Origin of the sequence: Sphingopyxis sp., from assembly GCF_965279725.1 — a bacterium.
Taxonomy (GTDB): Bacteria; Pseudomonadota; Alphaproteobacteria; order Sphingomonadales; family Sphingomonadaceae; genus Sphingopyxis.
On record NZ_CBDIIL010000002.1, the window covers coordinates 25,270 to 51,232 of the forward strand.

The 25,963-nt window shown below is 63.4% G+C and carries 21 protein-coding genes and 1 pseudogene; 18 read left to right on the forward strand and 4 right to left on the reverse strand.

The features are described 5' to 3' along the window. Positions 1–92 precede the first annotated feature (92 nt). The 5 genes from ACQY6T_RS04540 (at position 93) to ACQY6T_RS04560 (ending at position 8,239) form a co-directional block, all read left to right on the forward strand. Complete coding sequence (locus ACQY6T_RS04540; protein ID WP_428628930.1) at positions 93–1,268, forward strand: vWA domain-containing protein; 1,176 nt, start codon at positions 93–95, stop codon at positions 1,266–1,268. 104 nt (positions 1,269–1,372) lie between these two features. Further along, complete coding sequence (locus ACQY6T_RS04545) at positions 1,373–2,365, forward strand: hypothetical protein (RefSeq protein ID WP_428628932.1); 993 nt, start codon at positions 1,373–1,375, stop codon at positions 2,363–2,365. A 99-nt stretch (positions 2,366–2,464) separates the two neighbouring features. Beyond that, positions 2,465–5,029 carry a type I DNA topoisomerase gene (gene topA, locus ACQY6T_RS04550; protein WP_428628934.1) on the forward strand — a complete coding sequence of 855 codons (2,565 nt, stop codon included), beginning with the start codon at positions 2,465–2,467 and terminating at the stop codon, positions 5,027–5,029. 183 nt (positions 5,030–5,212) lie between these two features. After that, entirely contained in the window at positions 5,213–6,337 is a 1,125-nt protein-coding gene (locus ACQY6T_RS04555) for an alpha/beta fold hydrolase (protein WP_428628936.1), read from the forward strand. A 105-nt stretch (positions 6,338–6,442) separates the two neighbouring features. Then, positions 6,443–8,239, forward strand: coding sequence for a vWA domain-containing protein (locus tag ACQY6T_RS04560; RefSeq protein ID WP_428628939.1), 1,797 nt, complete (start codon positions 6,443–6,445; stop codon positions 8,237–8,239). A gap of 30 nt (positions 8,240–8,269) precedes the next feature. Here ACQY6T_RS04560 and era read toward each other — a convergent pair whose 3' ends face one another. From era to lepB, 3 genes are read right to left on the reverse strand one after another with little or no spacing between them, the layout of a single operon-like run. Next, positions 8,270–9,163, reverse strand: a complete 894-nt coding sequence (gene era, locus ACQY6T_RS04565; protein ID WP_428628942.1) for a GTPase Era — start codon at positions 9,161–9,163, stop codon at positions 8,270–8,272. Next, a complete protein-coding gene (gene rnc, locus ACQY6T_RS04570; protein ID WP_428628945.1) occupies positions 9,160–9,840 on the reverse strand; it encodes a ribonuclease III in 681 nt (226 codons plus the stop codon). The genes era and rnc overlap by 4 nt, the downstream gene beginning before the upstream one ends. Continuing rightward, positions 9,837–10,742, reverse strand: a complete 906-nt coding sequence (gene lepB / locus ACQY6T_RS04575; protein ID WP_428628948.1) for a signal peptidase I — start codon at positions 10,740–10,742, stop codon at positions 9,837–9,839. The genes rnc and lepB overlap by 4 nt, the downstream gene beginning before the upstream one ends. Before the next feature lie 201 nt (positions 10,743–10,943). Between lepB and pgi the strand changes: the two genes are divergently transcribed. Continuing rightward, positions 10,944–12,449 carry a glucose-6-phosphate isomerase gene (gene pgi, locus ACQY6T_RS04580; RefSeq protein WP_428628950.1) on the forward strand — a complete coding sequence of 502 codons (1,506 nt, stop codon included), beginning with the start codon at positions 10,944–10,946 and terminating at the stop codon, positions 12,447–12,449. Positions 12,450–12,558: 109 nt separating this feature from the next. After that, a complete protein-coding gene (gor, locus tag ACQY6T_RS04585) occupies positions 12,559–13,905 on the forward strand; it encodes a glutathione-disulfide reductase (RefSeq protein ID WP_428628952.1) in 1,347 nt (448 codons plus the stop codon). A gap of 150 nt (positions 13,906–14,055) precedes the next feature. On the opposite strand, the gene ACQY6T_RS04590 is transcribed toward gor, so the two are convergent. Beyond that, on the reverse strand, positions 14,056–15,465 hold the full coding sequence (locus ACQY6T_RS04590) for a helix-turn-helix domain-containing protein (RefSeq protein WP_428628955.1): 1,410 nt from the start codon (positions 15,463–15,465) through the stop codon (positions 14,056–14,058). 108 nt (positions 15,466–15,573) lie between these two features. Here ACQY6T_RS04590 and ACQY6T_RS04595 point away from each other — a divergent pair, with 108 nt between their 5' ends. From ACQY6T_RS04595 to ACQY6T_RS04645, 11 genes and pseudogenes are all read left to right on the forward strand, one after another. After that, the gene (locus ACQY6T_RS04595; RefSeq protein ID WP_428628957.1) at positions 15,574–17,106 is read left to right on the forward strand and encodes an acyl-CoA carboxylase subunit beta; all 1,533 of its coding nucleotides are present in this window, start codon (positions 15,574–15,576) and stop codon (positions 17,104–17,106) included. Beyond that, entirely contained in the window at positions 17,087–17,389 is a 303-nt protein-coding gene (locus tag ACQY6T_RS04600) for a hypothetical protein (protein ID WP_428628960.1), read from the forward strand. The genes ACQY6T_RS04595 and ACQY6T_RS04600 overlap by 20 nt, the downstream gene beginning before the upstream one ends. A gap of 1 nt (position 17,390) precedes the next feature. Then, a complete protein-coding gene (gene mce / locus ACQY6T_RS04605; protein WP_428628962.1) occupies positions 17,391–17,831 on the forward strand; it encodes a methylmalonyl-CoA epimerase in 441 nt (146 codons plus the stop codon). 112 nt (positions 17,832–17,943) lie between these two features. Continuing rightward, positions 17,944–20,091: a methylmalonyl-CoA mutase gene (gene scpA / locus ACQY6T_RS04610; RefSeq protein WP_428628965.1), complete on the forward strand. Its 2,148-nt coding sequence runs from the start codon at positions 17,944–17,946 to the stop codon at positions 20,089–20,091. Positions 20,092–20,216: 125 nt separating this feature from the next. Then, positions 20,217–21,245 carry a biotin synthase BioB gene (bioB, locus tag ACQY6T_RS04615; RefSeq protein ID WP_428630376.1) on the forward strand — a complete coding sequence of 343 codons (1,029 nt, stop codon included), beginning with the start codon at positions 20,217–20,219 and terminating at the stop codon, positions 21,243–21,245. Further along, positions 21,242–21,487 carry a hypothetical protein gene (locus ACQY6T_RS04620; RefSeq protein ID WP_428628967.1) on the forward strand — a complete coding sequence of 82 codons (246 nt, stop codon included), beginning with the start codon at positions 21,242–21,244 and terminating at the stop codon, positions 21,485–21,487. Before bioB ends, ACQY6T_RS04620 begins: the two co-directional genes overlap by 4 nt. Then, positions 21,484–21,876 (forward strand): lysozyme inhibitor LprI family protein, encoded by a 393-nt coding sequence (locus ACQY6T_RS04625; protein ID WP_428628970.1) that lies wholly within the window; start codon positions 21,484–21,486, stop codon positions 21,874–21,876. Before ACQY6T_RS04620 ends, ACQY6T_RS04625 begins: the two co-directional genes overlap by 4 nt. A gap of 67 nt (positions 21,877–21,943) precedes the next feature. Then, positions 21,944–22,327, forward strand: a complete 384-nt coding sequence (locus ACQY6T_RS04630; protein WP_428628972.1) for a lysozyme inhibitor LprI family protein — start codon at positions 21,944–21,946, stop codon at positions 22,325–22,327. A 6-nt stretch (positions 22,328–22,333) separates the two neighbouring features. Further along, positions 22,334–24,343 (forward strand): annotated as a pseudogene (locus ACQY6T_RS04635) (biotin carboxylase N-terminal domain-containing protein). 113 nt (positions 24,344–24,456) lie between these two features. Beyond that, entirely contained in the window at positions 24,457–24,828 is a 372-nt protein-coding gene (locus tag ACQY6T_RS04640; RefSeq protein WP_428628974.1) for a tRNA-binding protein, read from the forward strand. Between the two features lie 127 nt (positions 24,829–24,955). Continuing rightward, positions 24,956–25,963 carry an alpha/beta hydrolase gene (locus ACQY6T_RS04645; RefSeq protein WP_428628977.1) on the forward strand — a complete coding sequence of 336 codons (1,008 nt, stop codon included), beginning with the start codon at positions 24,956–24,958 and terminating at the stop codon, positions 25,961–25,963.

Genomic DNA, 25,963 nt, shown 5'->3' on the forward strand with positions numbered 1-25,963 from the left:
CGTCGCTGGAGTCGGCCAGTCCGGTAACGGTCATCGGCTCGGACGCGCTCAGAGAGTTGCCCTCAAGCGCGCCTCCTGTTCCCGGCTCCGCCGTGGATTCGCGGGTGCCGCCGTCCCGTCCCTATCCGCGGCCGCAACCGCAGCCCCAAGCGGGAATATTGACCGCCGGCGAGCATGACGATCTGCTCAATCCCGAGCTCTATGCCGCCTATGTGAACCGCAACGGCAGTCTGGCACAGGAGGTCCGTGACCTGCCGCGCGTCGATACAACGCGCGTGGTGACGGTGAAGGTCGCCGACCGCAGCGGCCAACCGGTTGCCTTTGCCGACGTCACGGTCACCTGCTCGGACGGCAACAGTATCACGATGGCGACGCAGGCCGATGGCAATGTCGTGTTCTTCCCCGGTCTCGACCGGCTGAGTGAGCGGATCACGGTGTCGGCGCGCAAGGCTGGCCGCACCATCGCCGATGCGCGCCCGGTGCTGGTTTCCAATTCGGCGGGCGGCCAGTCGGTTGGCCTGACCGCCAATCAGGCGGCAACCAAAGTCACCAAGCTCGACCTGATGCTGGTCGTCGATACCACCGGCAGCATGGGCGACGAGATCACCTATCTGCAGTCCGAACTGCGATCGATCATCGGCGCGATCACGGCCAAGCACCGTGATCTCGACATCCGCATCGGGTTTGTTTTCTATCGCGACCTCGGCGACGATTATGTCACGCGCACGGTTACGTTCGACCGCGACGTCGGGCGCGTTCAGGGCGCTCTTGCACGCCAGAGCGCCAATGGCGGCGGCGACTATCCCGAGGCGATGGATCAGGCGATGATCCGGGCGGTTGGGCAGGACTGGCGCCCCGACGCGGTGAAGTCACTGTTGCTGGTCGCCGACGCGCCGCCGCATGACGAGCAGTTTGGACGAACATGGCAAGCCGCCGAAGCGGCGCGCGCCAAGCGTATCCATATCACCCCGGTTGCCGCCTCTGGCGTCGCCGACAAGGCGGAATATGCGATGCGCGCGATGGCGGCGGCGACCCAGTCGCGCTACCTGTTCCTGACCGACGACAGCGGCGTCGGCAACGCCCATGCGGCCCCCGCGATCGACTGCTATCTGGTAACTCGGCTCGATGCGCTGGTTCGCCGCGTGGTTGACAGCCAGATCAGCGGTCGCCGCATCGAACCCGACGATCAGGAAATCATCCGCAGCGTCGGCAAATATGACGCGGGCAAATGCATCCTGCCCGCCGACTTCAAATGGGACAATCAGTAAGCCGTTGACTCGCCCCCGCATCTGACCGATGCGGGGGCCGTGGGTCGCTTCGGGGGAACCTCGCGACCGGATGCGTCCGGTCCGTGGGGTCGGAGGACCAATCCATGAAAAAACTGCTGTCGGCGATCGCGATGTTCGCGATCCTTGCCCAGCCCGTCGCTATCGCTGCCAAGGAAACGGAACCGGTCAAAATCGCCGGTCCTGCCAATGCGAAGGGCGTTACCACCGTCACCGTCGGCGCGTTCAACGTCGGCTTCATTTTTGAATCGACCGACCAGACAAAAGCGTCAGGCGGGCTGATGGGGGCGTTTGGGGGAACGACCAAAGCCAAGAGCGAGTTGGTGGGCGTCACGCCCGAAATGATGCAGGCAGTGACCGACGCCGCCTATGCCGATTTCGTCGCGCAGCTGAGCGCGAGCGGCTACGCGGTCCAGACCGCCGCCGATCTGTTCGGCCATGCCGCGCTGGCGAAGATCAAATCGCAGGACGTGCCGCTCGACATCAACATCGCGCTGGAAAAGGGCAGCAAGGGCAAGGCGACCTATTACAAGCCGTCGGCGCTGCCGTCGCTGTTGATGATCCCCGGCGATTTTCTGGGATCGGGGATGAGCAGCATCGGCATGAACATGGCGGCGGGGCAGGCGAGCGCGGCGCTGGCCCAATATGCCAAGTCAGCGGGCGTCGGGGTGATCGACGTCGTCTATTTGATCGATTTTTCGCAGCAGAAGCGCCCGGGTGCTTTCAGCTTCGGCGGGATCGAAGTGAACAGCGGCTTGTCGGTGACCGCCGACTATTCGCGCATCACCCTGATCGCTCCGAGCGGCAAGCAGTCAGTGATCACGGTCAAGGCGCCGGTCGCTGTCGAGGGCGAGTTTGTCGAAAAGGCCGATGCGTCGAGTGGTGCCGACAAGGCGCTGCAGTCCACGGCCAATGTTGCGGGCGGCCTAGCCGCGGTGGCGGGACTTGGCGGACTCGGGTTTGGCAAGACGCGCAAATTTGCCTTCACCGCGAAACCCGGCGCGTATGAAGAAGGGGCGGCGAAAGCGGCAAGCTTGGCCAGCACAATGCTGATCGGACGGCTTGGCGCGCTGCGTTGACGCGAAGGCGGGCAGTCCAAATCCCTCTTGACGGAGGGGCTGGCTGCCCGCCACCCTCGCGCGTACGTACGTAGAGAGTTTCCGAGGAACGAGTTTTTCATGCAATTGGTAATTGTGGAGTCGCCCGCAAAGGCGAAAACGATCGAGAAATATCTCGGTCGCGATTTCAAGGTGCTGGCCAGCTATGGCCATGTCCGCGACCTTCCTCCCAAGGACGGGTCGGTCGACCCCGACGACGGCTTTGCGATGCAGTGGCTGCTGTATCCCGACAAGGCCAAGCGGATGAAGGAAATCCAGGACGCCGCAAAGACCGCCGACCGCCTGATCCTCGCGACCGACCCTGACCGTGAGGGCGAGGCGATCAGTTGGCATGTGCAGGAATTGCTGCGCAGCAAAAAGGCGTTGCCGGCCAAGGTCGATCGGGTCACTTTCAACGCGATTACAAAAGAAGCCGTCCTCACTGCGATGGCGGCACCGCGCGCGCTCGACGAAGATCTGATCGATGCCTATCGCGCCCGTCGCGCGCTCGATTATCTGGTCGGTTTCACGCTGTCGCCGGTATTGTGGCGCAAGCTGCCCGGCGCCAAGTCGGCGGGGCGCGTCCAGTCGGTGACGCTGCGCATGATCGTCGAGCGCGAGCGCGAGATCGAGGCGTTTGTTGCGCAGCAATATTGGTCGATCACCGGGCTGTTCGAAATGTCGGGGACGCCGTTCAAGGCGCGCCTCGCGCGCTGGCGCGGCGACAAGATCGAGCGGCTGACGATCACCAACGAAGCCGACGCACGCGCCGCCGAGGCTGATGTGAAAGCGGGGCATTTCACCGTCGATCTGGTCGAGACCAAGCCGCTGACGCGTAACCCGCCGCCGCCGTTCACGACTTCGACCTTGCAACAGGAAGCGGCGCGCAAGCTCGGTTTTTCGGCCAGCCATACGATGCGGATCGCGCAGGGTCTGTATGAGGACGGCGCGATCACCTATATGCGTACCGACGGCGTCCAGATGGACGGCAGCGCGATCAGCGCCGCGCGGAAAGCGATCGCGACGCGCTACGACGGCGGCTATGTCCCCGACCAGCCGCGCCAATATCAGACCAAGGCGAAGAATGCGCAGGAAGCGCATGAAGCGATCCGCCCGACCGATTTTTCCAAGGACAAAGCTGGCGGCGGCGACCATGCCCGCCTGTACGAACTGATCTGGAAGCGCGCGATGGCGAGCCAGATGGCGTCGGCGCGGCTCGAACGGACCAGCATCGACCTGACCGACGGCACCGGCAAGACGATGCTGCGGGCGACCGGACAGGTGATCAAATTCCCGGGCTTCCTCGCGCTTTATGACGAAAGCCGCGACGAAAGTTCCGAGGACGACGACGCGCGCTTGCTGCCCGCGATGGCGAAGGGCGACGCGCCCGCAAAGACCGGGGTCGAGCTTGAGAAGCACGAGACCCAACCGCCGCCGCGCTATTCGGAAGCGAGCCTGGTCAAGAAGATGGAGGAGCTCGGTATCGGGCGTCCGTCGACCTATGCCTCGATCCTTCAGGTGCTGAAGGACCGCGAATATGTGACGGTCGAAAAGAACAGATTCAGTCCCGAAGAGAGCGGACGATTGCTGACGGCGTTCCTCGAACGCTTTTTCGAACGCTATGTGCAGTACGATTTCACCGCCGGGCTGGAGGAAGAGCTCGACGATGTGTCGGGCGGGCGGGCGCAATGGCAGGCGGTGCTCGAACGCTTCTGGCGCGATTTCAAGCCGCGCACTGGCGAGGTGATGGAGCAGAAACCGTCGGAGATCACCGCGGAACTCGACATATTCCTTGGCCCCTATCTCTTCCCCGACAAGGGCGACGGCACCGACCCGCGCATCTGCCCCAATTGCGGCACCGGCAAGCTGGCGCTGCGCGGCGGCAAGTTCGGGCCGTTCATCGCGTGCAGCAATTATCCCGACTGCAAATTTACCCGCAAATTTGCGCAGCCGGGTGGCAGCGATGGTGCCGATACCGGTCCCGAGACCATGGGCAATGATCCCGACAGCGGACTGGAAGTGACCAAGCGCAGCGGTCGCTTTGGTCCCTATATCCAGCTCGGTGATGGCAAAGAAGCGAAACGCTCGTCGATCCCGAAGGATATTCCGGGCGAAGACTTCGACCTCGACTACGCGCTGCGGCTGCTCAGCCTGCCGCGTGAGGTCGGGACGCATCCTGAAAGCGGCAAGGTCATCATGGCGGGGCTGGGGCGTTACGGCCCGTACCTCCTCCACGACGGCAAATATGCGAAACTGACCGGCACCACCGAAATCTTCGACATCGGTATGAACGCCGCGGTCGTCCGCATCGCCGAAGCGGTCGCGGGCGGCGGGCGCGGGCGCACCAAGGCCGAACCGCTCAACACCTTTGGCCCGCATCCGACGAGCGGCGGCGAGATGAAGCTGATGGAGGGGCGCTTCGGTCCTTATGTCACCGACGGCACGACCAACGCGACGCTGCCGAAGAGCGCTGATCCCGCGACGCTGACGCTGGAGGAAGCGATCGCGCTGATCGACGCGCGCGCGGAGAAGGGACCGGCGAAGGGGAAGAAAAAGGCGACGCCGAAGAAGGCCGCTGCAAAGAAGCCAGCAGCGAAGAAGGCGCCCGCGAAGAAAAAGGCTCCGGCGAAGAAAGTCGCCGAATAACCGCGGATTCGAAGGGCAGGCCTAACCCTATTCGTCATTCCCGCGAAAGCGGGAACCCAGTTTGGCATTTGCAACATTTGCTCGCTGGGTTCCCGCTTTCGCGGGAATGACGAAGTGTAAGGACAGATGGCGTTTCCGAAGCAGCCAACCCGTGTTACATTGGCGCATCCGGGGAGACTGTCCATGCGCCACCTGTTCGCCGCCGTCCTGCTCACCATCTTGTCGGTGCTTTCGCTGCCCGCCGCGGCGCAACAGGCAGGCCGCCTGATCTCGGCCGACCCGATCGCTGATACACCTGCGGGCATGCAAGCCTGGCGAGCGCAATATTGGACCACCAGCCAGAGCGGCGCGCCGCTTGCTGTCACCGGCATCGTCGCGGCGCCGCGCGAGGCGATCCCGCCGCACCCGCGCCGCGTCATCGCCTGGACCCACGGCGCGTGGGGCGTCGCCGAAAAATGCGCGCCGTCGCTCAGCCCGAATTTCTTCACAGCGACCGCGGCGCTCGATGCCATCCGCGAAGGCTATGTCGTGGTCGCTCCCGATTATCCCGGCTTGGGCAGCGCAACAATGCATCCCTTTCTGGTCGGCGTCGACACGGCCAATTCGGTACTCGATGCGGTGCGCGCGGCGCGTGCGATTCCGGGAGCGGCGGCGGGCAGCAGCTTCGCCGTATGGGGCGAATCGCAGGGCGGTCACGCCGCGCTGTGGACGGCCACAACCGCGCGTTCATACGCGCCCGACCTGACCCTCGTCGGCACCGCTGCGGCGGCGCCGCCGACCGAGCTGGCCGCCAATTTGCGCGACGGCAGCGACAAGAATGCACGCGCGTTGTTGCTGTCCTTTGCACTCCACAGCTGGTCGACCCTTTATGGCTTTTCGATGGATGGCATCGCGAACAAGTCGAACCAGGGCATCATCACCCGGCTGGCGCAGAATAATTGCGTCAGCCTCGACAAGAAGCCCAAGATCGGGACGATCCTGGGTATCCTGACCATCGTCCGCGCGACGAAGAACAAGGATATCGCAAAGATCGAGCCCTTCGGCAGTTTCACCCGCGCCAACAGCGTCGATGCGGCGCGCGTCCCGGGACCGCTGTTGATTGCGCAGAGCCGCAACGACACGATCGTGGCACCCGCCGTAACGCGCAAGTTCGCGAAGGCCGTCTGCAAGCGCGGCACCAGGCTGCGCTGGATCGACATGACCGGCGATCATGGCGCCAGCGCCCGCGAGAGTTCTGCCGAGACGATCAGCTGGATCGGGCAGCGTTTTGCCGGAGCATCGGCACCGAATGACTGCGCGAAACTCTGATCCGAAGCGTTTTGAACGCGGCGTACTGGGGACCTTTTTCCGTTACGTAAGTGCCTGCGTTCATGATAGCTTCGCTCCCTAAACCACGCTTTGGGGAGAGTCGTTATGTCGAGCATCAAAGCCTTCCAAACATCACTGTCCGCCCTCGCGTTGCTGGCTGTGACCATGCCGACACCGGGCTATACGCAAGGCACGACGCAGGATGATGATGACAACTATGAAGTGATCGTCACCGGCGCGCGCATCCGCCAGGGCGGCGCGCAGGACATCCAGCACTTCCGCTCGACCGCGCTCAGCGCGACGACGCTACCGCGTCCTGAATCGCTGACGGTCGAGGGCTTGCTCGGCGAGCATGACTTGACCTTGCCTGCCGGAACGGTTCCTTGCGCCCAGCTGTTTTGCCTGAATGTTCAGGCAATGACCGCGAACCTTCCGACGCGGCCCGACGATCTGTTGTTCGTCGGCCTAGCATTCGACAGCAACATCGACGCCGACAGCTGGAAACGCGAACCGCTCAGCATCATGGCGGTGGTCGATCGGTCGGGGTCGATGACCGGCCCGCCGATCGCCAATGTAAAGGCCGCGCTGCACCAGATGGTCGATGAGCTGGGTCCAAAGGACCGTCTTGGCATCGTCATCTATGGCACCAATTCGAACCTCCACCTACCCGTCACGGGGGTTGGGGGTAATCAAGCGGCAATGCATCAGGCGATCGATGCGATCGCGATCGATGGTTCGACGTCGATGGAGGCAGGACTGACTTTGGGTTACGAGGCGGCTTTTGCCGAAGCCGCGAAATCCGGCAAGGTGCGCATGATGTTGTTCACCGACGAACAGCCGAATGTCGGACGTACCGACGCGGGCAGCTTCATGGCGATGGCCGAGGAAGGATCACGACGCGGTGTCGGCCTGACGACAATCGGGGTCGGCACGCAATATGACGGCGCGCTGGCGACCAAGATTTCCAGCGTCCGCGGCGGCAATCTTTTCTTCGTCGATGGCCCCGACAAAGGCCGTGAGCTGATGCGCAAGGAATTCCGCAATATGGTCAGCGAGGTCGCACACGACCTCGTCATGACGCTGACCCCGCATGCGGGCTATCGGATCAGCGGTGTGTTCGGCGTTCCCGATGGCTTGATGACCGAGGGCAAGGACGGCGCGGTTGCGATCACCGTGCCCACCGCGTTCCTATCCTCGAACGGCGGTGGGATTTATGCGTCGCTGGGTAAAGGCGAAGAACGCGCGCATCTGCCCGCCGCGACGCTGGCCGACGGGGCGCCGCTTATGGACGTCTCGCTGAGCTATGTTAGCGCGCTCGACGGCAGCAAGCATGCCGACAGACTGAGCCTTAACACCCCGACCGTGCAACCCGCGACCAATTTGCGGCTCGCGCAGACGTTGGTCGACCAATATCTGGCGATGGATGCCGCGACGCGCGCCTTCCACGGCGAAGGCAATCCCAAAAAGGCTTTTGCACTGCTCGACGGGTTGAACAGCCGCATGGCCGGGATTGATTATGCCGACCTGGCCGCGGAACGCGAACTGGTCGGTACGATGCGCGGCAAGGCGGCAATCTATGCCGGCTATGCGGGGGAGATACCCAAGGACCTGCAACCGATGCGGGTGCTGGGCAAATGGCGGGTGGTGACGCTGAACGGGGTCGAAGACCTGTCGCGCAACGATGTCGTTGAATTTACCGACAACGAGGAGTTTATCACCTATTTCAAGCGCCCGCTTCGCGGGGACGATGAAATGTACCAAGACTTCCAGATCAACGAGCGCGAGATCTATATTCCTGAGGGCGATCTGCGCATGCGTTACTGGATCGACGGCGACCGGCTGCGGATGAAATCGAGCGACGGCCAGGTTCAGATCGTGCTGAAACGCGAAATGACGAGTTGAAAGGGGCGCGGCGCCGATCAGGGCCGCCGCTCAATCGACCCAATCAAGCCCCATGTCGCGATAGACGCTGCGATCCTCGTCCCAGTTCGCCTTGACCTTCACATGCAGGAAGAGATGGACCGTGCGCCCCAGCAATTCGGTCATTTCGGCGCGCGATTTGCTGCCGATTTCCTTGATCCGCTCGCCCTTGTGGCCCAGGATGATCGCGCGCTGGTTGTCGCGCGCGACCAGGATCTGCTGGTGGATTTCGGCGCTGCCGTCCTTGCGCGTCGTGAATTTCTCGGTCTCGACGGTCGATTGATAGGGCAGCTCCTCGTGGAGTTGGCGATAGAGTTGTTCGCGGGTGATTTCAGCCGCCAGGATCCGCTCGGGCGCATTGCTGACCTCGTCCTCGGGGAAATGCCAATGGCCTTCGGGCATCAGCGCCGACAGCGTCGCCTTCAGTTCGGGAACCCCATCGCCGGTGCTGGCCGAAATGAAGAAGGTCTCGTCGAACGCCACGCGCTCGTTGAGCGTGGTCGCGGTCGTCAGCAATTTGTCCTTCCGGGTCAGGTCGACCTTGTTGAGAACGAGGAACTTCTTCTCGGTGCGTCCCTCGATCCCCTGCAACACGCGCTCGGCGCGCTCGCCAAGCTTGGCCGCGGCATCGATCATCACCAGGATCGCCTCGGCTTGGTCGAGGCTGTTCCACGCGGCGGCGACCATTGCGCGGTCGAGCCGGCGGGTCGGGGCAAAAATGCCCGGCGTGTCGATCAGGATGATTTGGGTTTCGCCGTCCATCGCGACCCCCATCAACCGGGTGCGCGTCGTCTGTGCCTTGGGGCTGACGATCGCGACCTTCTGACCGACGAGCGCGTTGACGATCGTCGATTTGCCCGCGTTGGGGGCGCCGACGACGGCGACAAATCCGCAGCGGTGGGTCATATTTTCATTCCTTCAAGCTCGGTTAGCAGCGCCGCAGCGGCGGCTTTTTCGGCCGCTTGTTTTGATGTGCCCTCGGCCTCGGCGCGGGCAAGCTTGCCGATGCTGACCGCCACCCGGAAGCGAGGCGCATGGTCCGGCCCTTCGCGCGCTACGATCTCATATTCGGGCGGGCGGCGTTTGCGTGCCAGCGCCCATTCCTGCAGCGCGGCCTTCGGATGCTTGGGTGCCTTCGCCTGTCCGTCGACCATGTCGCCCCAATGGGCGAGGATGAAGGCACGCGCGGCGTCGATGCCCTGATCGAGATAGAGTGCCCCAATCAGCGCCTCGATCGCATCGGCTGCGATATTGTCGCTATAGCGGCCGCCATCGCTCCGCGCCTGCGCGCCAAAGCGGACCAGATCGGTGAGGTTCAGCCGCTGCGCGATCGCGGCGCAGGTCGCACCCGATGCCAGCACATGCAGTCGCGACGACATCTCGCCTTCGCTGGCGGTCGGGTAGCGCGTGTAGAGCTCCGAAGCGATCACCAGACCAAGGACGCGGTCGCCCAGAAACTCGAGCCGCTGATAATCGGCGCGCCCGGTGCTACCGTGGGTGAGCGCCAGGTCATAGAGCGCTAGGTCGTCCGGGGTGCAGCCGAGGATCTCGGCGAGCGCTCCGGTATCGAGCTTATCGTTCAAAAACCGTCCCCGATGCGGCTCCACCGTGCTGCGGTGAACCAGCTGATCGGATTGAGCCAGCTGGCCGATCCGTCGGTCGAGAACATGCCGACGAGCGCCTTGCCGACCAGATTCTCTTCCGGCACCAAGCCGATGCCCTGATTTTCCATCGCCGGGAAACGGCTGTCGGCGCTGCGGTCGCGGTTGTCGCCCATCAGGAACAGATGGCCGGCGGGGACGACGACGAGCGGTGTGTTGTCCTCGGGAATGTTGGTGATGTCGAGAATGGCGTAGCTTTTGCCGCTGGGCAGCGTTTCGCGGAACTGCTTGTACCGGCACTGGCGCTGACCGTCGGCTGCGACCTCTTCGAATTCCATCGAATAACAGGGCAGGGTACCCGTCGCGCGCGACGCTTCGACCATATTCGGGGTCACCGGAATGACGAAATCGGCGATCGCTTCGCGCTTCAACGGTTTGCCGTTGAGCCAGACGATGCCGTCCTTCACCTGGATGCTGTCGCCGGGCAGGCCGATGACGCGCTTGATATAATCATTGTCGGCGACCGGCGGCGCCTTGAACACCGCGACGTCGCCGCGTTCGGGGGTGCGCGCGAAAATGCGGCCCGGAATCAGCGGGACACTGAACGGCAGGCTGTATTTCGAATAGCCATAGGCCATTTTATTGACGAGCAGATAGTCGCCGATCAGCAGTCGCGGCTGCATCGATTCCGATGGAATGTTGAACGGCGACAGGAAAAAGCTGCGAAAAACGAGGACCGCGATCGCGAGCAGCGCGAGGAAGCGGATGGTGTCGACCGCCTCTTCCTTGGCGGATAAAGGCGCGGGCGCAGGAGCGGACGGCGTCGGTCCAATTGGAGGCTCGGTCGGGGGCGTCACATCGGCGGTAAAGCTGGCTTGGGTCATCGCGCGGCCTTGGCGATGAATAGGTTGCCACGTCAAGCAAATATCGGCGGATGACGCTGGTGTCGCGGGGACGGGATGCTTAGAGAGGGAATGACATCTCATCCCCGTTCCTATCGAGCGGAGTCGAGATACCCATGGGTGGCGCAGGAGCTCCCGGTGTCTCGACTTCGCTCGACACGAACGGACTTTAGAGGATTTTCGATGACCACAACCGACCAAGCTTGGCAGGCGCTCGCCGAGTGGCGGCCGCAAACTTTGACCGATCTGGTCGCCGCCGATCCCGACGCGCGGTTGCAGGCGCTGGTGCGTAGCGTGGCTGACATCCGCTTCGATTTCGCCAAGACCCATCTTGACGATGCAGCGGTCACGATCCTGTCCGACCTGGCCGCGGCGCAGGACTTCAGCGGGCGGCGCAAGACGCTGTTTTCGGGCGGTATCGCCAATCCTACCGAAGGTCGCGCCGCCGAGCACAGCGCCGAGCGGGGCGAGGGTGCCCCCGAATCTGTCCATAGCGCGCAAGCACTGCACCAACGGATGCGGATGATGATCGACGCGATCGAAGCGGGCGCTTTCGGCGAGATTCGCCACCTGCTGCATATCGGCATCGGCGGTTCTGCGCTTGGCCCCGATCTGCTCGTCGACGCGCTGGGGCGCCACAGCAACCGCTATGACGTCGCCGTGGTGTCGAACGTCGATGGCGCGGCGCTCGATGAGGTGTTCGCGAAATTCAGCCCCGAACACACGCTGGTCGCGGTGGCGTCGAAAACTTTCACGACGACTGAAACGCTGATGAACGCCAATTCGGCGCTGCAATGGCTTGATGAGGCGGGTGTGGATGATCCGCTCGGCCGCTTCATCGCGCTGACCGCGATGCCCGATCGGGCGATCGAGTGGGGCGTCGACGAGACGCGTATCCTGCCGTTCAATGAAAGCGTCGGCGGGCGCTATTCGCTGTGGTCGTCGATCGGTTTCCCAGCGGCGCTGGCGCTCGGCTGGGATGCGTTCGAAGATCTGCTGGAGGGGGCGGCAGAGATGGACCGCCATTTCCGGCTGTGTGACGGCGCCGACAACGTCTGCCTGCTCGCCGCCTTCGTCGATCAGCTTTACGCTAACCGGCTGGATTGTCAGACGCGCGCGGTGTTCGCTTATGACGAGCGACTACGGCTGCTGCCCGACTATCTTCAGCAGCTCGAGATGGAATCGAATGGCAAATCGGTGACGCTCGACGGCCAGCCGGTGGGGCGCAACAGCGCGGCGATCACGTGGGGCGGGGTCGGCACCGATGCGCAGCACGCAGTGTTCCAGCTGCTCCATCAGGGGACGAACCTGGTTCCGGTCGAGTTCGTCGTCGCCCGAGAGCCCGACCATCTGCTCGACGACGCGCATCATGAGACACTCGTCGCCAATTGCATCGCGCAGGGTGCCGCGCTGATGACCGGACGCAAGAGCGACGATGGCGCGCGCAATTATCCCGGCGACCGGCCTTCGACGACGATCCTGCTCGATCAGGTGACGCCGCACGCGCTGGGCGCGCTGATCGCCTTCTACGAACATCGCGTGTTCGCCAACGCCGTGCTGCTGGGGATCAACCCGTTCGATCAGTTCGGGGTCGAGCTGGGCAAGGACATGGCGAAGGGGCTGGCGGAGGGAACGGTCGAATTCGACCCTGCAACGCAGGCGCTGATGGCGGCGGCGCTGGGCGAATAGAACCGCGCCACTGTCTGTCATGGCAAAAATCGATTGGCAATGCGGTACCGCGTAACCACATAGGCGCCGGCTGCGAATGCCAGCCAATTCCATTTCAGGGGTCTCCCACATGAGCAATTTCGACTTCGACCTGTTTGTCATCGGTGCCGGGTCGGGCGGGGTGCGCGCCTCGCGCGTCGCCGCTTCCTATGGCGCACGCGTCGCGGTGGCCGAGGAGCATCGGGTCGGCGGCACCTGCGTGATCCGCGGCTGCGTGCCGAAGAAGCTGCTCGTCTATGGCGCCCATTTTGCCGAAGATTTGAAGGACGCGCGCCATTTCGGCTGGGACGTTCCCGACTGCAAATTCGACTGGGACCGGCTGCGCGACAATGTGCTCGCCGAGGTAACGCGGCTCGAAGGGCTGTATGGTCAGACGCTCGAGAGCCACAAGGTCACGTTGTTCAAAACGCGCGCGACGATCATTGGACCGCAAAAGGTGCGGCTGGCGGACGGGCAGGAAATCACCGCCGAACGCATTTTGATCGCGACCGGCGGCTGGCCCTTCGTCCCTGACTTTCCGGGTAGCGAGCATGCGATCACCTCGAACGAAGTGTTCCATCTTGATAAGCTGCCGAAGCGCGTCGTGATTGCGGGCGGCGGCTATATCGCCAACGAGTTTGCGGGCATCTTCAACGAATTCGGCAGCAAGGTGACGATCGTCAACCGCGGCGATACGATCCTGCGGGGTTATGACGAGCAGATACGTGACCGACTGCTGCAAATCTCGATGACCAAGGGCATCGAATTTCGTTTCAACGCGCCATTCGAGTCGATCGAGAAGAAGGAAGACGGTTCGCTGACCGTGCATCTGGGCAATTGCGATCCGATCGATGCGGACATCGTGCTGGTCGCCGCGGGCCGCGTGCCGAACACCAAAGGACTTGGGCTTGAAGAAGCTGGGGTCGAACTCGACAAGGAAGGCGCGGTCAAGGTTGATGACACTAACCAGTCGTCGGTTGCCAGCATCTATGCCGTCGGCGACGTCACCAACCGCATCCAGCTGACCCCGGTCGCAATTCGCGAGGGGCAGGCGTTTGCGGACAGCGTGTTCGGCGGCAAGCCGACGACGGTCGATTATGCCAATGTCCCGAGCGCCGTATTCAGCCACCCGCCGATCGGCGCGGTCGGAATGACCGAGGCCGAGGCGCGCAACAAGCTGGGTACCGTTCGCGTTTACACCAGCGATTTCCGCGCGATGAAGAACGTCCTCGCGGGGCGCAACGAGCGCGCGCTGTACAAGATGATCGTCAACGAGGCGACCGATCAGGTCGTCGGCCTGCACATGATTGGCCCCGATGCGCCGGAGATTCTGCAGGCGGCGGCGGTGGCGGTGAAGGCGGGGCTGACCAAGGCCGATTTCGACGCGACGGTGGCTTTGCATCCGAGCATGGCGGAAGAGCTGGTGTTGTTGAAATAGCGTCCTGCTCCCCTCCCGTTTACGGGAGGGGTCGGGAGTGGGCGCGAGCACAGCGAGCGTTCTGACATCGCATTGGCCCACCCCGCTGTGACTAACGAGCAAGCTCGTAAGTCTCACTGCCCCTCCCGCAAGCGGGAGAGGAGGTTGGCGTCACCCTATCCGGTACGGCACGACATCCCGACGATCGGGATCGACCAAAATCGGCCGATCGCTCGGCGGAAAGGCGCGCTGATCGCAATCGTCGCGCGGGCAGATGCGGCAGGACAGGCCGATGCGCGTCGCCGCTTGCGGCGCGGTGACATCGACACCGTCAGCATAGACGAAGTCCCCTGCATATTGGGCCTCGCAACCTAGCGCCACGGCGTAGCGGCGCGGGCTGCGCGCATAGCTGCCCGACGGCTTCACCAGCCCCTTCGCCATCGACACATAGCGCAGGCCGTCGGGTGTTTCCGCAAGCTGGAACAAGATGCGGTCGGGGATGGCGGCGGCTTCATGGACGATCCACAGCGGGCAAGCGCCGCCGAAGCGCGCGAATTGCAGCCGCGTGGCGCTGTGGCGCTTGGTGATATTGCCCGCCATGTCGACGCGGCAGAAGAACATCGGAATGCCGCGCGCGCCGGGGCGTTGGAGCGTCGAGAGCCGGTGGCACGCTTGCTCGAAACTGACCCCATAGTCCATCCGTAGCCGGTCGATGTCGTGGCGTACTGCGCGGGCGCTGGCGCGGAAGGGGGCGTAGGGCATCAGCACCGCCCCCGCAGCATAGTTGGCGAGGCCGACGTGGAGGAGTTGGCGCGCCGCGGCTGTGCGCAGCGGCGAAGCTTCGACCACCGCCGCGATCTCGCGCGCCAAGGCCAGCGCCGCGAGCTGGTGCGCGAGCTGAAAACGGCGGCTTTCGGCGGGCTGCGACGGGTCGATGACCAGATGGCGCATCGTCGCGTCGAAATCGCGCAGGCTTTGCGTCTGGGTGTAAACGATCGAGATGCCGAGCGCGTCGCGCAGCCGCCGTTCGATCGTCTCGATCGCGGGCGAGGGGTCGTTGCCGCGCAGCTGCCCCGCCAGCGTTTCGGCAGCGCGGTCGATGCTATCGACATAATTGCCCGCATCGTGAAACCAGTCGCGCACCTCTTCCCATGGCAGGCGGCTGCCCTCGGCAGTCCCGCCGGTCAGCGCCTCGTCGATGATCTGCAATCGCTGCCCGGCGCGGCGATACGCGGCGTGGAGCGCGACGAACTGGTCGGCGAGTTGCGGCTGTTGCAGCGCGGCGCGTTCGAGTTGTTCGGGGGGCAAGGGCGACGCGGCAAACAGCGGGTCGGCGGCTGCCTCTCGCAACGCCCCGGCGCGGCGGTCGCCCGCGTCGGCGGCGACTTCCTCCCATTCGAGCGGGAACAGCTTTTGCAGGCGGTCGAGCAGGGCGGGGGTGACGGGGCGGTCGTCGTGCTCGATCTGGCTGAGGTAGGATGCGGAGATGCCGAGCTGTATCGCGAAGTCGGATTGGCGGAGTTTACGCGCTTCCCGAAGTTGGCGAAGTTGCCGCCCAGCGTAGAGTCGGTTTTGAACCATCGGTGGCAAGTTAGTTTGCAAACTATCACTTTGCAACTTTGCAAATTCGCATTTGCTTGCACCGCTCTAAGCAGGCAAGTGACGCTTTGAAGTGCGTGGGAGAGCCGAATGTCCGCCAATATCGCCGAAATGGAACGCCGCCGTGCTGCCGCCGCTCTGGGTGGCGGGCAAAAACGCATCGATGCGCAGCACAGCAAGGGCAAGCTGACCGCGCGCGAACGGCTCGATGTGCTGCTCGACGAGGGGTCGTTTGAAGAGCTCGACACTTATGTCGAGCATAATTGCACTGATTTCGGGATGCAGGACCAGATCATCCCCGGCGACGGCATCGTCACCGGATCGGGGACGATCAACGGCCGTCTCGTCTATGTCTTCAGCCAGGATTTCACCGTCTTTGGCGGGTCGCTGTCCGAGCGTCACGCGCAAAAGATGATGAAGGTCATGGACAATGCGATGAAGGTCGGCGCGCCGGTCATTGGGATCAATGACAGCGGCGGGGCGCGCATTCAGGAAGGCGTCGCGTCACTGGGCGGCTATGCCGAGGTGTTCCAGCGCAATGTGCTGGCGTCGGGGGTGGTGCCGCAGATCAGCCTGATCATGGGGCCGTGCGCGGGCGGGGCGGTTTACAGCCCCGCAATGACCGACTTCATTTTCATGGTCAAAGACAGCAGCTATATGTTCGTCACCGGCCCCGATGTGGTCAAGACGGTGACCAACGAGGTGGTGACGCAGGAAGAGCTGGGCGGCGCGATCACCCACACAACGAAAAGCTCGGTCGCCGACATTGCGTTCGAGAACGACATTGAGGCGCTGCTCGCGACGCGCGATTTCTTCGATTATCTGCCCGAAAACAACCGCAGCGGGGTGCCGGTGCGCCCGACGAGCGACCCGTTCGACCGCGCCGAACCCAGCCTCGACACGCTGATCCCGCCGAACGCGAACCAGCCCTATGACATGCACGAGCTGATCCGCAAAACGGTCGACGAGGGCGATTTCTTTGAGGTGCAGCCGGCGCATGCGGGCAACATCATCTGCGGTTTCGGGCGCATCGAGGGCCGGACGATCGGGATCGTCGCGAACCAGCCTTTGGTGCTCGCGGGGGTACTCGACATCAATTCGTCGAAAAAGGCGGCACGGTTCGTGCGGTTTTGCGACGCGTTCGAGATCCCTATCATCACCTTCGTCGACGTCCCCGGTTTCCTGCCCGGCACCGCGCAGGAATATAATGGCATCATCAAGCATGGCGCGAAGCTGCTGTTCGCTTATGCCGAGGCGACGGTGCCGAAGATCACGGTGATCACGCGCAAGGCCTATGGCGGCGCCTATGACGTGATGGCGTCAAAGCATCTGCGCGGCGACCTCAACTATGCCTGGCCGACCGCCGAAATCGCGGTGATGGGCGCGAAGGGCGCGGTCGAGATCATCTTTCGCAGCGACATCGGCGACCCCGAAAAGATCGCGCAGCGGACGAAGGAATATGAGGACCGCTTCGCCAACCCCTTCGTCGCGGCGTCGCGCGGCTATATCGACGAGGTCATTCATCCGCATAATACGCGCAAACGGATCGCGCTTGGGCTGCGCAAGCTGCGTAACAAGCAGTTGGAAAACCCGTGGAAAAAGCATGACAATATTCCACTATAAGTTGCTCGGCTTTCTGCTGGTCGCGGGTCTGCTCTTATTCAACTCGCTCCGCTATTGGCGACGCCGACAAGAATTGCGGTTGGCTCTCGCGCAGGGTGAAGAGCTTGCACGGGACGGATGGCTGACGACAGCCGACGAGCCTGGGTATCGCGATCTGTATAATGATCTGCAGCGAGAGGCTTTCACTGATTTCGGGAGCCGAATTTTTCACAGTGTTGGATTGGCCGTGAGTTGGGGGCTTCTGACCCTATTGGCCGACAACTGGCATGAATGGGGTTTGTAGAATGAAATTAGGCCGCCTGAACCATATCGGCGTTGCGACGCCGTCGATTGCCGACAGCATCGTCTTTTACCGCGACGTGCTGGGCGCGACGCAGATTTGCGAACCGTTCGACCTGCCCGAGCAGGGGGTGAAGGTGTGTTTTGTCGATACGCCCGGCGCTGACGGCGCGCAGAACGGCACGCAGATCGAGCTGGTCGAGCCGCTGCCCGGCAATACGTCGATCGCTGGGTTTCTGGAGAAGAACCCGGGGGGGGGGCAGCATCATCTATGTTACGAGGTGCCGGATATTCATGCCGCCAAGGCCGCGTTCGAGGCGATGGGCAAGCGGGTGCTGGGTGAGCCGCGGATTGGGGCGCATGGGACGTTGATCTTCTTTCTGCACCCCAAGGATATGGGCGGGGTGCTGACCGAGATTATGGAGACGCCGAAGGGCGATCATTGAGATCCATCATATCGTCACCCCGGACTTGATCCGGGGCCTGCCTGTTCTTGAAGAAAAAAAGGCGGGTGCCGGGTCAAGCCCGGCATGACGAAGAGAAAGAACGAGACCGCATATGACCGACAAACCGACCATCGACCAATGGGCCGCCGCCGCCGACAAGGAAGTCAAAGGCAAGGACCTCATCTGGCACACCGCCGAGGGGATCGACGTCAAGCCGCTCTATACGGCGGAGGACGTGCAGACCGACCCGGGCCTGCCCGGCTTCGCGCCCTTCACCCGCGGCGTGCGGGCGTCGATGTATGCGGGGCGGCCGTGGACGATCCGGCAATATGCGGGCTTTTCGACCGCCGAGGAATCGAACGCCTTTTATCGCCGCAACCTGGCCGCCGGGCAGAAAGGCCTCAGCGTCGCCTTCGATCTCGCCACCCACCGCGGTTATGACAGCGACCATCCGCGCGTCACCGGCGATGTCGGCAAGGCGGGGGTCGCGATCGACAGCGTCGAGGATATGAAGATCCTGTTCGACGGCATCCCGCTCGACCAGATGTCGGTGTCTATGACGATGAACGGCGCGGTGATCCCGATCCTGGCGTTCTTCATCGTCGCGGGCGAGGAGCAGGGGGTCGATCGCAAGCTGCTCGACGGGACGATCCAGAACGACATCCTGAAGGAGTTCATGGTCCGCAACACCTATATCTACCCCCCCGAGCCATCGATGCGGATCATCAGCGATATCTTCGGCTACACGTCGCGCGAGATGCCGAAGTTCAACAGCATCTCGATCTCCGGCTATCATATGCAGGAAGCCGGCGCGACGCAGGTGCAGGAGCTGGCCTTCACCATCGCCGACGGCATGGAATATGTGAAATATGGCGTGGCGTCGGGGCTCGATATCGACAAGTTCGCCGGGCGGCTGAGCTTCTTTTTCGCGATCGGAATGAATTTCTTCATGGAAATCGCCAAGCTGCGCGCGGCGCGGGTGCTGTGGCATCGCGCGATGACCACCTTGGGCGCGCAGGACGAGCGGTCGAAGATGCTGCGCACCCACTGCCAGACCAGCGGCGTGTCGCTGACCGAGCAGGACCCGTACAACAATGTGATGCGCACGACGATCGAGGCGATGGCGGCGATGCTGGGCGGCACCCAATCGCTGCACACCAACGCGCTCGACGAGGCGATCGCGCTGCCCACCGATTTCTCGGCGCGTATTGCGCGTAATACCCAGATCGTCATCCAGGAAGAAACGGGGATGACGAAGGTCGTCGATCCGCTCGGCGGCAGTTACTATGTCGAGGCACTGACCCAGCAGCTGGTCGACGCGGCGCAGGAAATCATCGACCGCGTCCAGTCCGAAGGCGGCATGGCCAAGGCGGTTGCGGCGGGTTGGCCCAAGGCGATGATCGAAACCGCGGCGGCGGCGCGGCAAGCGCGGGTCGATCGCGGTGACGATGTGATCGTCGGGGTGAACAAATATCGCAAGCAAGACGAGGATCTCCTCGAAACGCTCGACATCGATAATGCCAAGGTGCGCGAGGGGCAGATTGCGCGGATCAGGAAAACCAAGGCCGAGCGTGACGAGGCGGCGTGTCAGGCCGCGCTAAACGCGCTGCGCGATGGCGCGGCAAAGCCGTCGAGTATCGATAACAACCTGCTTGCGCTCGCGGTCGAAGCGGCGCGCGCGCGCGCGACGCTCGGCGAAATCAGCTCGGCGATGGAAGAAAGTTTCGACCGCTATGGTACCCAGCCGACCCCGGTGAAGGGCGTCTATGCCGCGCCCTATGAAGGCGACGCGCGCTGGGCGCAGGTCCTCGACGGGGTCGAGGCGGTGACGCGGCGGCTTGGGCGCAGACCCAAGCTGCTGGTCGCCAAGATGGGGCAGGATGGCCATGATCGCGGCGCCAATGTCATCGCATCGGCGTTCGGCGACATGGGTTTCGACATCGTGTCGGGACCGCTGTTCCAGACCCCCGACGAAACGGTGGTGCTGGCGCTCGACAGCGGCGTCGACGTCGTCGGCGCGTCGAGCCTGGCGGCGGGGCACAAGACACTTATCCCCGAATTGATCAACAAGCTGCGCGAAGCCGGCCGCACCGACATCAAGGTGATCGCGGGCGGGGTGATCCCGCCGCAGGACTATGATTATCTGCGCGATGCCGGGGTGCAGGGGATTTACGGCCCGGGTTCGAATGTTGTCGAATGCGCGGCCGACGTGCTGCGCTTGCTGGGGCATAATATGCCGCCGTTGGGAGAAGCTGCGTGAGTAAAGAACTGATCAAGTCCCCCTCCCGCTTGCGGGAGGGGCTAGGGGTGGGCGCGAGCGAAGCGAGCTCCAGCACCCGAGATGCCCACCCCGCTGCGACTAACGAACTGCGTTCGCAAGTCTCGCTGCCCCTCCCGCAAGCGGGAGGGGAGAGCAGGACCGACTGGACGCGCGACGAAATTGCCACCCTCTTCGATCTGCCGTTCGACGAACTGATGTGGGAGGCGCAAAGCGCCCACCGCCGCCACCACGCGCGCGGCGAGATTCAGCTGTGCACCCTGCTCAGCATCAAGACTGGCGGCTGTGTCGAAGATTGCGGTTATTGCTCGCAGTCGAAGCATGCCGACACTGGCCTGAAAGCCACCAAGCTGATGGACGTCCGCGCGGTGCTGCAAGCCGCGGCGCAGGCGAAGGATTCGGGATCGCAGCGTTTCTGCATGGGCGCCGCCTGGCGCAACCCCAAGGACCGCGACATGCCCGCGATCGTCGAAATGGTCGAGGGCGTGCGCGCGATGGGCATGGAAACCTGCATGACGCTGGGCATGCTGAGCAAGGAACAGGCGCAGCAGCTCGCGGTGGCGGGGCTCGATTATTACAACCACAACATCGACACCTCGCCCGAAAATTACGGCAATGTCATCACGACGCGGACGTTCGACGAGCGGCTGGATACGCTGGAGGAAGTGCGGCAGGCGGGGATCAATGTGTGCAGCGGCGGCATCGTCGGGATGGGCGAAACCCGCGCCGACCGCGTTGGATTTATCCATGTGCTGGCGACGCTGCCCGAACATCCGGGCAGCGTGCCGATCAACGCGCTGGTGCCGGTGAAGGGCACCGTGCTCGGCGACATGCTGGCTGACACCCCGCTCGCCAAGATCGACGACATCGAATTCGTCCGCACCGTCGCGGTGGCGCGGATCACGATGCCGCGCAGCATGGTTCGCCTGTCGGCGGGCCGCGAGAGCATGTCGGAGGCGACGCAGGCTTTGTGCTTCATGGCGGGCGCGAACAGCATCTTCACCGGCGACAAGCTGCTGACGACGGCGAATGCGGGCGACAGCAAGGACGCGGCGTTGTTCGCGAAGCTGGGGCTGCGGCCGATGGAAGGCGAAGAGCCGATGCGCCAAGGGCAGGCGATGGAAGCCGCCGAGTGACGCGAAAGCCGCTCCTCGCCCTGCTGATGTCGCTGTTCCTGCTTCCCGCCTCCTGCGCGCTGGGTGTGGCGGCGGGCGATATGCAGCGCGCACGGCTGGGTAGGGAAGCGGGCGGACCACTGTGGGTCGAGAATTTGCTGTGGATCGCGGCGCTCGCGCTGATTCTCTATTGGGCGCGGCAGATCGGCCGCCTGTATCGCACCGCTGCCGCCGAACCGGCGCCGAAGGAGACGACCGAATGATACTCACCTCGCTGCTGATGCTTGTCGCGGCTGCTCAGGATCCTGCGGTAGATTGCGAAAACGCGATGGCGCAACCCGACCTGAACGCCTGCGCCTATCAGGAATATGAGCGCGCCGATGCGGCGCTCAACGCGCAGTGGAAGCTGACCGCCGCGGCGATGAAAGCGCAGGATAAGGGTTTCGACCGCAGCTACGACAAGCGGCCCGGCTATTATGAGACCTTGCTCGCAGCACAGCGCGCCTGGCTGACCTATCGCGACCGGCAATGCGACGCCGAAGGCTATACGATGCGCGGCGGTTCGGCAGAACCGATGGTCATCAGCGGCTGCCTGGCGACGCTGACCGAAGCGCGGACCGCCGAACTCAAAGCGTTGATTGCCGAATATTGATGGCGCCGCATCATCCCCTTTTCACGATGCCGATCGGTCCGTTCGTCCTGCATAGAGGGGCGGGGCGATGATGTTCGCACTGTTGCTGGCCCTCGGCGCCGATCCCGAGGCAGCAGCGGTCGATCCCGACTGCGGCGGCAACACCGTCGAGATGGTCCAATGCGCCAACCGAAGTTTCGACCGCGCGGACCGCGAGCTCAATTCGCTGTGGCGCGACATTGCCGATGATTTGGGGCGCCAGGACAGGCAGTTCGACGATCATCTCGAACCCCGGCTCGATATTGCCCAAAAAGCGCAAAATGCGTGGCTGGCGTTTCGCGACGCGCAATGCGCAGCATATGCCGATCTAGAGGGACGCGGCGGAACAATCTATCCGCTGATCTATATCGGATGCCGAACCGACATGACGCGCGAACGCATCGAACATTTACGTCCTTTGGTGGGAAAATAGCTTAGCATGTTCAAGAAGATCCTGATCGCCAACCGCGGTGAAATCGCCTGCCGCGCCATCAAGACCGCGCGCCGCATGGGCATCGCGACCGTTGCCGTTTATTCGGACGCCGATGCGCGCGCGCCCTTTGTGCAGATGGCGGATGAGGCGGTGCATATCGGGCCATCGCCCGCGTCTGAATCCTATCTGATCGCCGACAAGATCATCGCTGCGTGCAAGGCGACGGGCGCCGAGGCGGTACATCCGGGCTATGGCTTTTTGTCGGAGCGGACCAGCTTTGCCGAGGCGCTGGCGAAGGACGGCATCGCCTTCATCGGCCCGCCGGTGAACGCGATTGCCGCAATGGGCGACAAGATCGAGTCTAAGAAACTGGCAATGGCAGCAGGCGTCAATGTCGTCCCCGGTTTTGTCGGCGAGATCGACGACACCGAACATGCGGTGCGGATTTCGGAACGAAATCGGCTATCCGGTGATGATGAAGGCGTCGGCGGGCGGCGGCGGCAAGGGGATGCGGCTTGCCTATAATGAGCAGGATGTACGCGAAGGTTTCGAGGCCACGAAACGTGAGGGGCTTGAACTCGCTTCGGCGACGACCGCGTGTTTATTGAGAAATTCATCCTCAACCCGCGCCATATCGAAATCCAGATCCTTGGCGATCAGCACGGCAATATCCTGTATCTCAACGAGCGCGAATGTTCGATCCAGCGCCGCCACCAGAAGGTGGTCGAGGAAGCGCCTTCGCCCTTCGTCACCGAAAAAATGCGTAAAGCGATGGGTGAACAATGCGTCGCGCTGTCGAAGGCGGTAGGATATTATAGCGCGGGTACGGTCGAGCTGATCGTGTCGGGCGCCGACCCGACGGGCGAGAGCTTCTACTTCCTCGAAATGAACACGCGGCTGCAAGTCGAGCATCCGGTGACCGAGGCGATCACCGGCATCGATCTGGTCGAACAGATGATCCGCGTCGCGGCGGGCGAAAAGCTCGAGATGACGCAGGACGATATCAAGATCGACGGCTGGGCGATCGAGAACCGCGTCTATGCCGAAGACCCCTATCGCGGCTTCCTGCCCTCGACGGGGCGGCTCGTGCGTTATCGCACGCCGGTTCCGGCATGGGCAGGCAATGCGCGCGGCGAGGATGGCGTGCGCGTCGATGCTGGCGTGGAAGAGGGCGGGGAAGTGTCGATTTTCTATGACCCAATGATCGCCAAGCTGGTGACGTGGGGCGAAACGCGCGACGAAGCCGCCGACAAGCAAATCGCGGCGCTCGATCGTTTCGAGATCGAGGGGCTGGGCCATAATATCGATTTCGTGTCGGCGATCATGCAGCACCCGCGCTTCCGCTCGGGCGAGCTGACGACCGGCTTCATTGCCGAGGAATATCCCGACGGTTTCCACGGCGCCGCGACCGAGGATCATATCGTTCGCGCGCTGGCTGCGATCGCTGGCTTTATGGCTAGCGCCGAGGCCGACCGGGCGCGGCGCACCGACGGCCAGCTCGGCGACCGGCTCGATCCGCCCGCCAAGTGGCAGGTCACGGTCGGCGGCGTCGAGCACAAGGTGAAGCTGGGGCAGAAGCATATCAAGGTGGATGACGACAAGATCGACATCGCGCTGGAATATACCCCCGGCGACCGGCTGGTGATTGCCGAGATCGACGATAGCGAACTGGCGGTCAAGGTCGCCAAGACCCGCGCTGGCTGGCGGATGACGACACGCGGACGCATCCATGATGTGCGGGTGCTGCCGTGGCATGTCGCTCCGCTGACCCGGCATATGATCGAAAAGATCCCGCCCGATCTGTCGCGCTTCCTGATCTGCCCGATGCCCGGCCTGCTCGTCGCGCTGCACGTCGGCGCGGGCGACAAGGTCGAGGCGGGGCAGCCGCTGGCGACGGTCGAGGCGATGAAGATGGAGAATATCCTGCGCGCCGAAAAATCGGGGACGGTGAAGAGCGTCAACGCGGCGCAAGGCGACAGCCTGGCGGTCGATGCAGTGATTTTGGAGATGGAATAGCCCGGTCTGCGCTCCTGCGAAGGCAGGAGCCCATCTCCGGTCGGCTCTATCTGGAACCGACCGGAGATGGATCCCTGCCTTCGCAGGGACACGGTTGGAACGGAGTTTGATGAATGCACCTGAACCACGAAACCGACGCTGCCGCAGCCGACCCCATCCCCTTCGACGACTTCCTGAAGGTCGACATCCGGATCGGTACCATCGTCGAGGCCGAGCCTTTCCCTGAAGCGCGCAAGCCGGCATTCAAGCTGAAGATCGATTTCGGCCCCGCGATCGGGATCAAGAAGAGCAGCGCCCAGATCGTCGATCGCTACACGTTGGATGAACTCGTCGGGCGTCAGATCGCCGCGGTCGTCAATTTCCCGCCGCGCCAGATTGGCAAATATCTGTCCGAAGTGCTGACGCTCGGTTTTGCCGACGCGACGGGCGCGGTGATCCTGTTTGCGCCCGATGTCCCGGTGCCGAATGGGTCGCGGCTTTTCTGATCGCGCGGCGGGCTAGACCATTTCCGATGCGGCGTGGGTCCGCACAAGCGTTTAGCTACCGCCCACTTGTCGAGCCCGCCCAGCATGGCACAGGCTTGGCGCAAAACATAATCAGGGGAGATGGGCAATGGGGTTTCGGGCAACGATGATAGCGGCGGCGATCGGTGCGGCGCTGGTCGCGCCGACCGCGACAGCGCAAGAACCGGCCAAGCGCGACTATGACGTCATGGTGAAGCGCGACATCGTTTACGGCCGCGCCCCGGTCGGGGTGGCGGCGGACGGCGCCAACGCGCGCGATCTGTTGCTCGATGCCTATCGCCCGGTCGCGGACGGCAAGCCGCTGACCGATCGTCCGGCGATCGTCATGGCGTTCGGCGGCGCGTTTCACCGCGGCGACAAGGGCGAGATGCATTTCACCGGCGACGGCGCGCAGGACAGCTCGATGGCTGACTATTGCCGCACCTTTGCTGCCGCGGGCTACGCCTGTTTTTCGATAGACTATCGCCTGATCCAGGAAGTGCCGGGGCTGGTCCGCCCGCTCGACGAGAAACGCATCGTGCCGATGGCGGTGAACATGGCGCCGCAAAATATCGAGCGGATCGAGGAGGTGCGCCGGTTGATGGGGCTGGCGCCGTTCGACGACACCACGCTGACCCATTATTGGCACACCACCTTTGCCGCCGCCGACGATATGGCGATGGCCGCCAATTTCGTGCGTGCCCGCGCCGCGGAGTTCGGCATCGATGGCGAGCGTCTGGCGCTTGGCGGCTTTTCGGCGGGCGCGATTACCGCGCTTAACACCGCTTATGGTATCGGCGTCCCGGTCAAGGCAGTGGTGTCGCTGTCGGGCGGGATCAGCGGCTATAATCTATACGAAACGACGCAGAGCGGTATGGCGCCCGCGCTGCTGATCCTGGGGCAGAATGATTTTGCAGGGGTGATCAACGGCACCCGGCACACCGCCGCGGCGCTGGCGGGGAAGGGCGTCGCCGCCGAGATCGCATGGGTGCCGGGATTCGGGCATTTCTACCCGATGGGCGCGGTCAGCCTGGGCGACAAAGTCAGCCGCATGCCGGTGTCAGCGCGCGTCCTCGAATTCCTCGGCGCGAAACTGGGCAAGACGCCCAATCCATAG

Bases quoted from the DNA above. Each gene is read 5' to 3' on its own strand.
- scpA (WP_428628965.1), top strand. From the start codon at position 17,944: ATGACCGACAAACCGACCATCGACCAATGGGCCGCCGCCGCCGACAAG.
- ACQY6T_RS04555 (WP_428628936.1), top strand. From the start codon at position 5,213: ATGCGCCACCTGTTCGCCGCCGTCCTGCTCACCATCTTGTCGGTGCTT.
- ACQY6T_RS04640 (WP_428628974.1), top strand. From the start codon at position 24,457: ATGCACCTGAACCACGAAACCGACGCTGCCGCAGCCGACCCCATCCCC.
- gor (WP_428628952.1), top strand. From the start codon at position 12,559: ATGAGCAATTTCGACTTCGACCTGTTTGTCATCGGTGCCGGGTCGGGC.
- ACQY6T_RS04630 (WP_428628972.1), top strand. From the start codon at position 21,944: ATGATGTTCGCACTGTTGCTGGCCCTCGGCGCCGATCCCGAGGCAGCA.
- ACQY6T_RS04560 (WP_428628939.1), top strand. From the start codon at position 6,443: ATGTCGAGCATCAAAGCCTTCCAAACATCACTGTCCGCCCTCGCGTTG.
- mce (WP_428628962.1), top strand. From the start codon at position 17,391: ATGAAATTAGGCCGCCTGAACCATATCGGCGTTGCGACGCCGTCGATT.
- pgi (WP_428628950.1), top strand. From the start codon at position 10,944: ATGACCACAACCGACCAAGCTTGGCAGGCGCTCGCCGAGTGGCGGCCG.
- era (WP_428628942.1), bottom strand. From the start codon at position 9,163: ATGACCCACCGCTGCGGATTTGTCGCCGTCGTCGGCGCCCCCAACGCG.
- ACQY6T_RS04595 (WP_428628957.1), top strand. From the start codon at position 15,574: ATGTCCGCCAATATCGCCGAAATGGAACGCCGCCGTGCTGCCGCCGCT.
- topA (WP_428628934.1), top strand. From the start codon at position 2,465: ATGCAATTGGTAATTGTGGAGTCGCCCGCAAAGGCGAAAACGATCGAG.
- ACQY6T_RS04645 (WP_428628977.1), top strand. From the start codon at position 24,956: ATGGGGTTTCGGGCAACGATGATAGCGGCGGCGATCGGTGCGGCGCTG.
- ACQY6T_RS04625 (WP_428628970.1), top strand. From the start codon at position 21,484: ATGATACTCACCTCGCTGCTGATGCTTGTCGCGGCTGCTCAGGATCCT.
- ACQY6T_RS04545 (WP_428628932.1), top strand. From the start codon at position 1,373: ATGAAAAAACTGCTGTCGGCGATCGCGATGTTCGCGATCCTTGCCCAG.
- ACQY6T_RS04600 (WP_428628960.1), top strand. From the start codon at position 17,087: ATGACAATATTCCACTATAAGTTGCTCGGCTTTCTGCTGGTCGCGGGT.
- lepB (WP_428628948.1), bottom strand. From the start codon at position 10,742: ATGACCCAAGCCAGCTTTACCGCCGATGTGACGCCCCCGACCGAGCCT.
- ACQY6T_RS04590 (WP_428628955.1), bottom strand. From the start codon at position 15,465: ATGGTTCAAAACCGACTCTACGCTGGGCGGCAACTTCGCCAACTTCGG.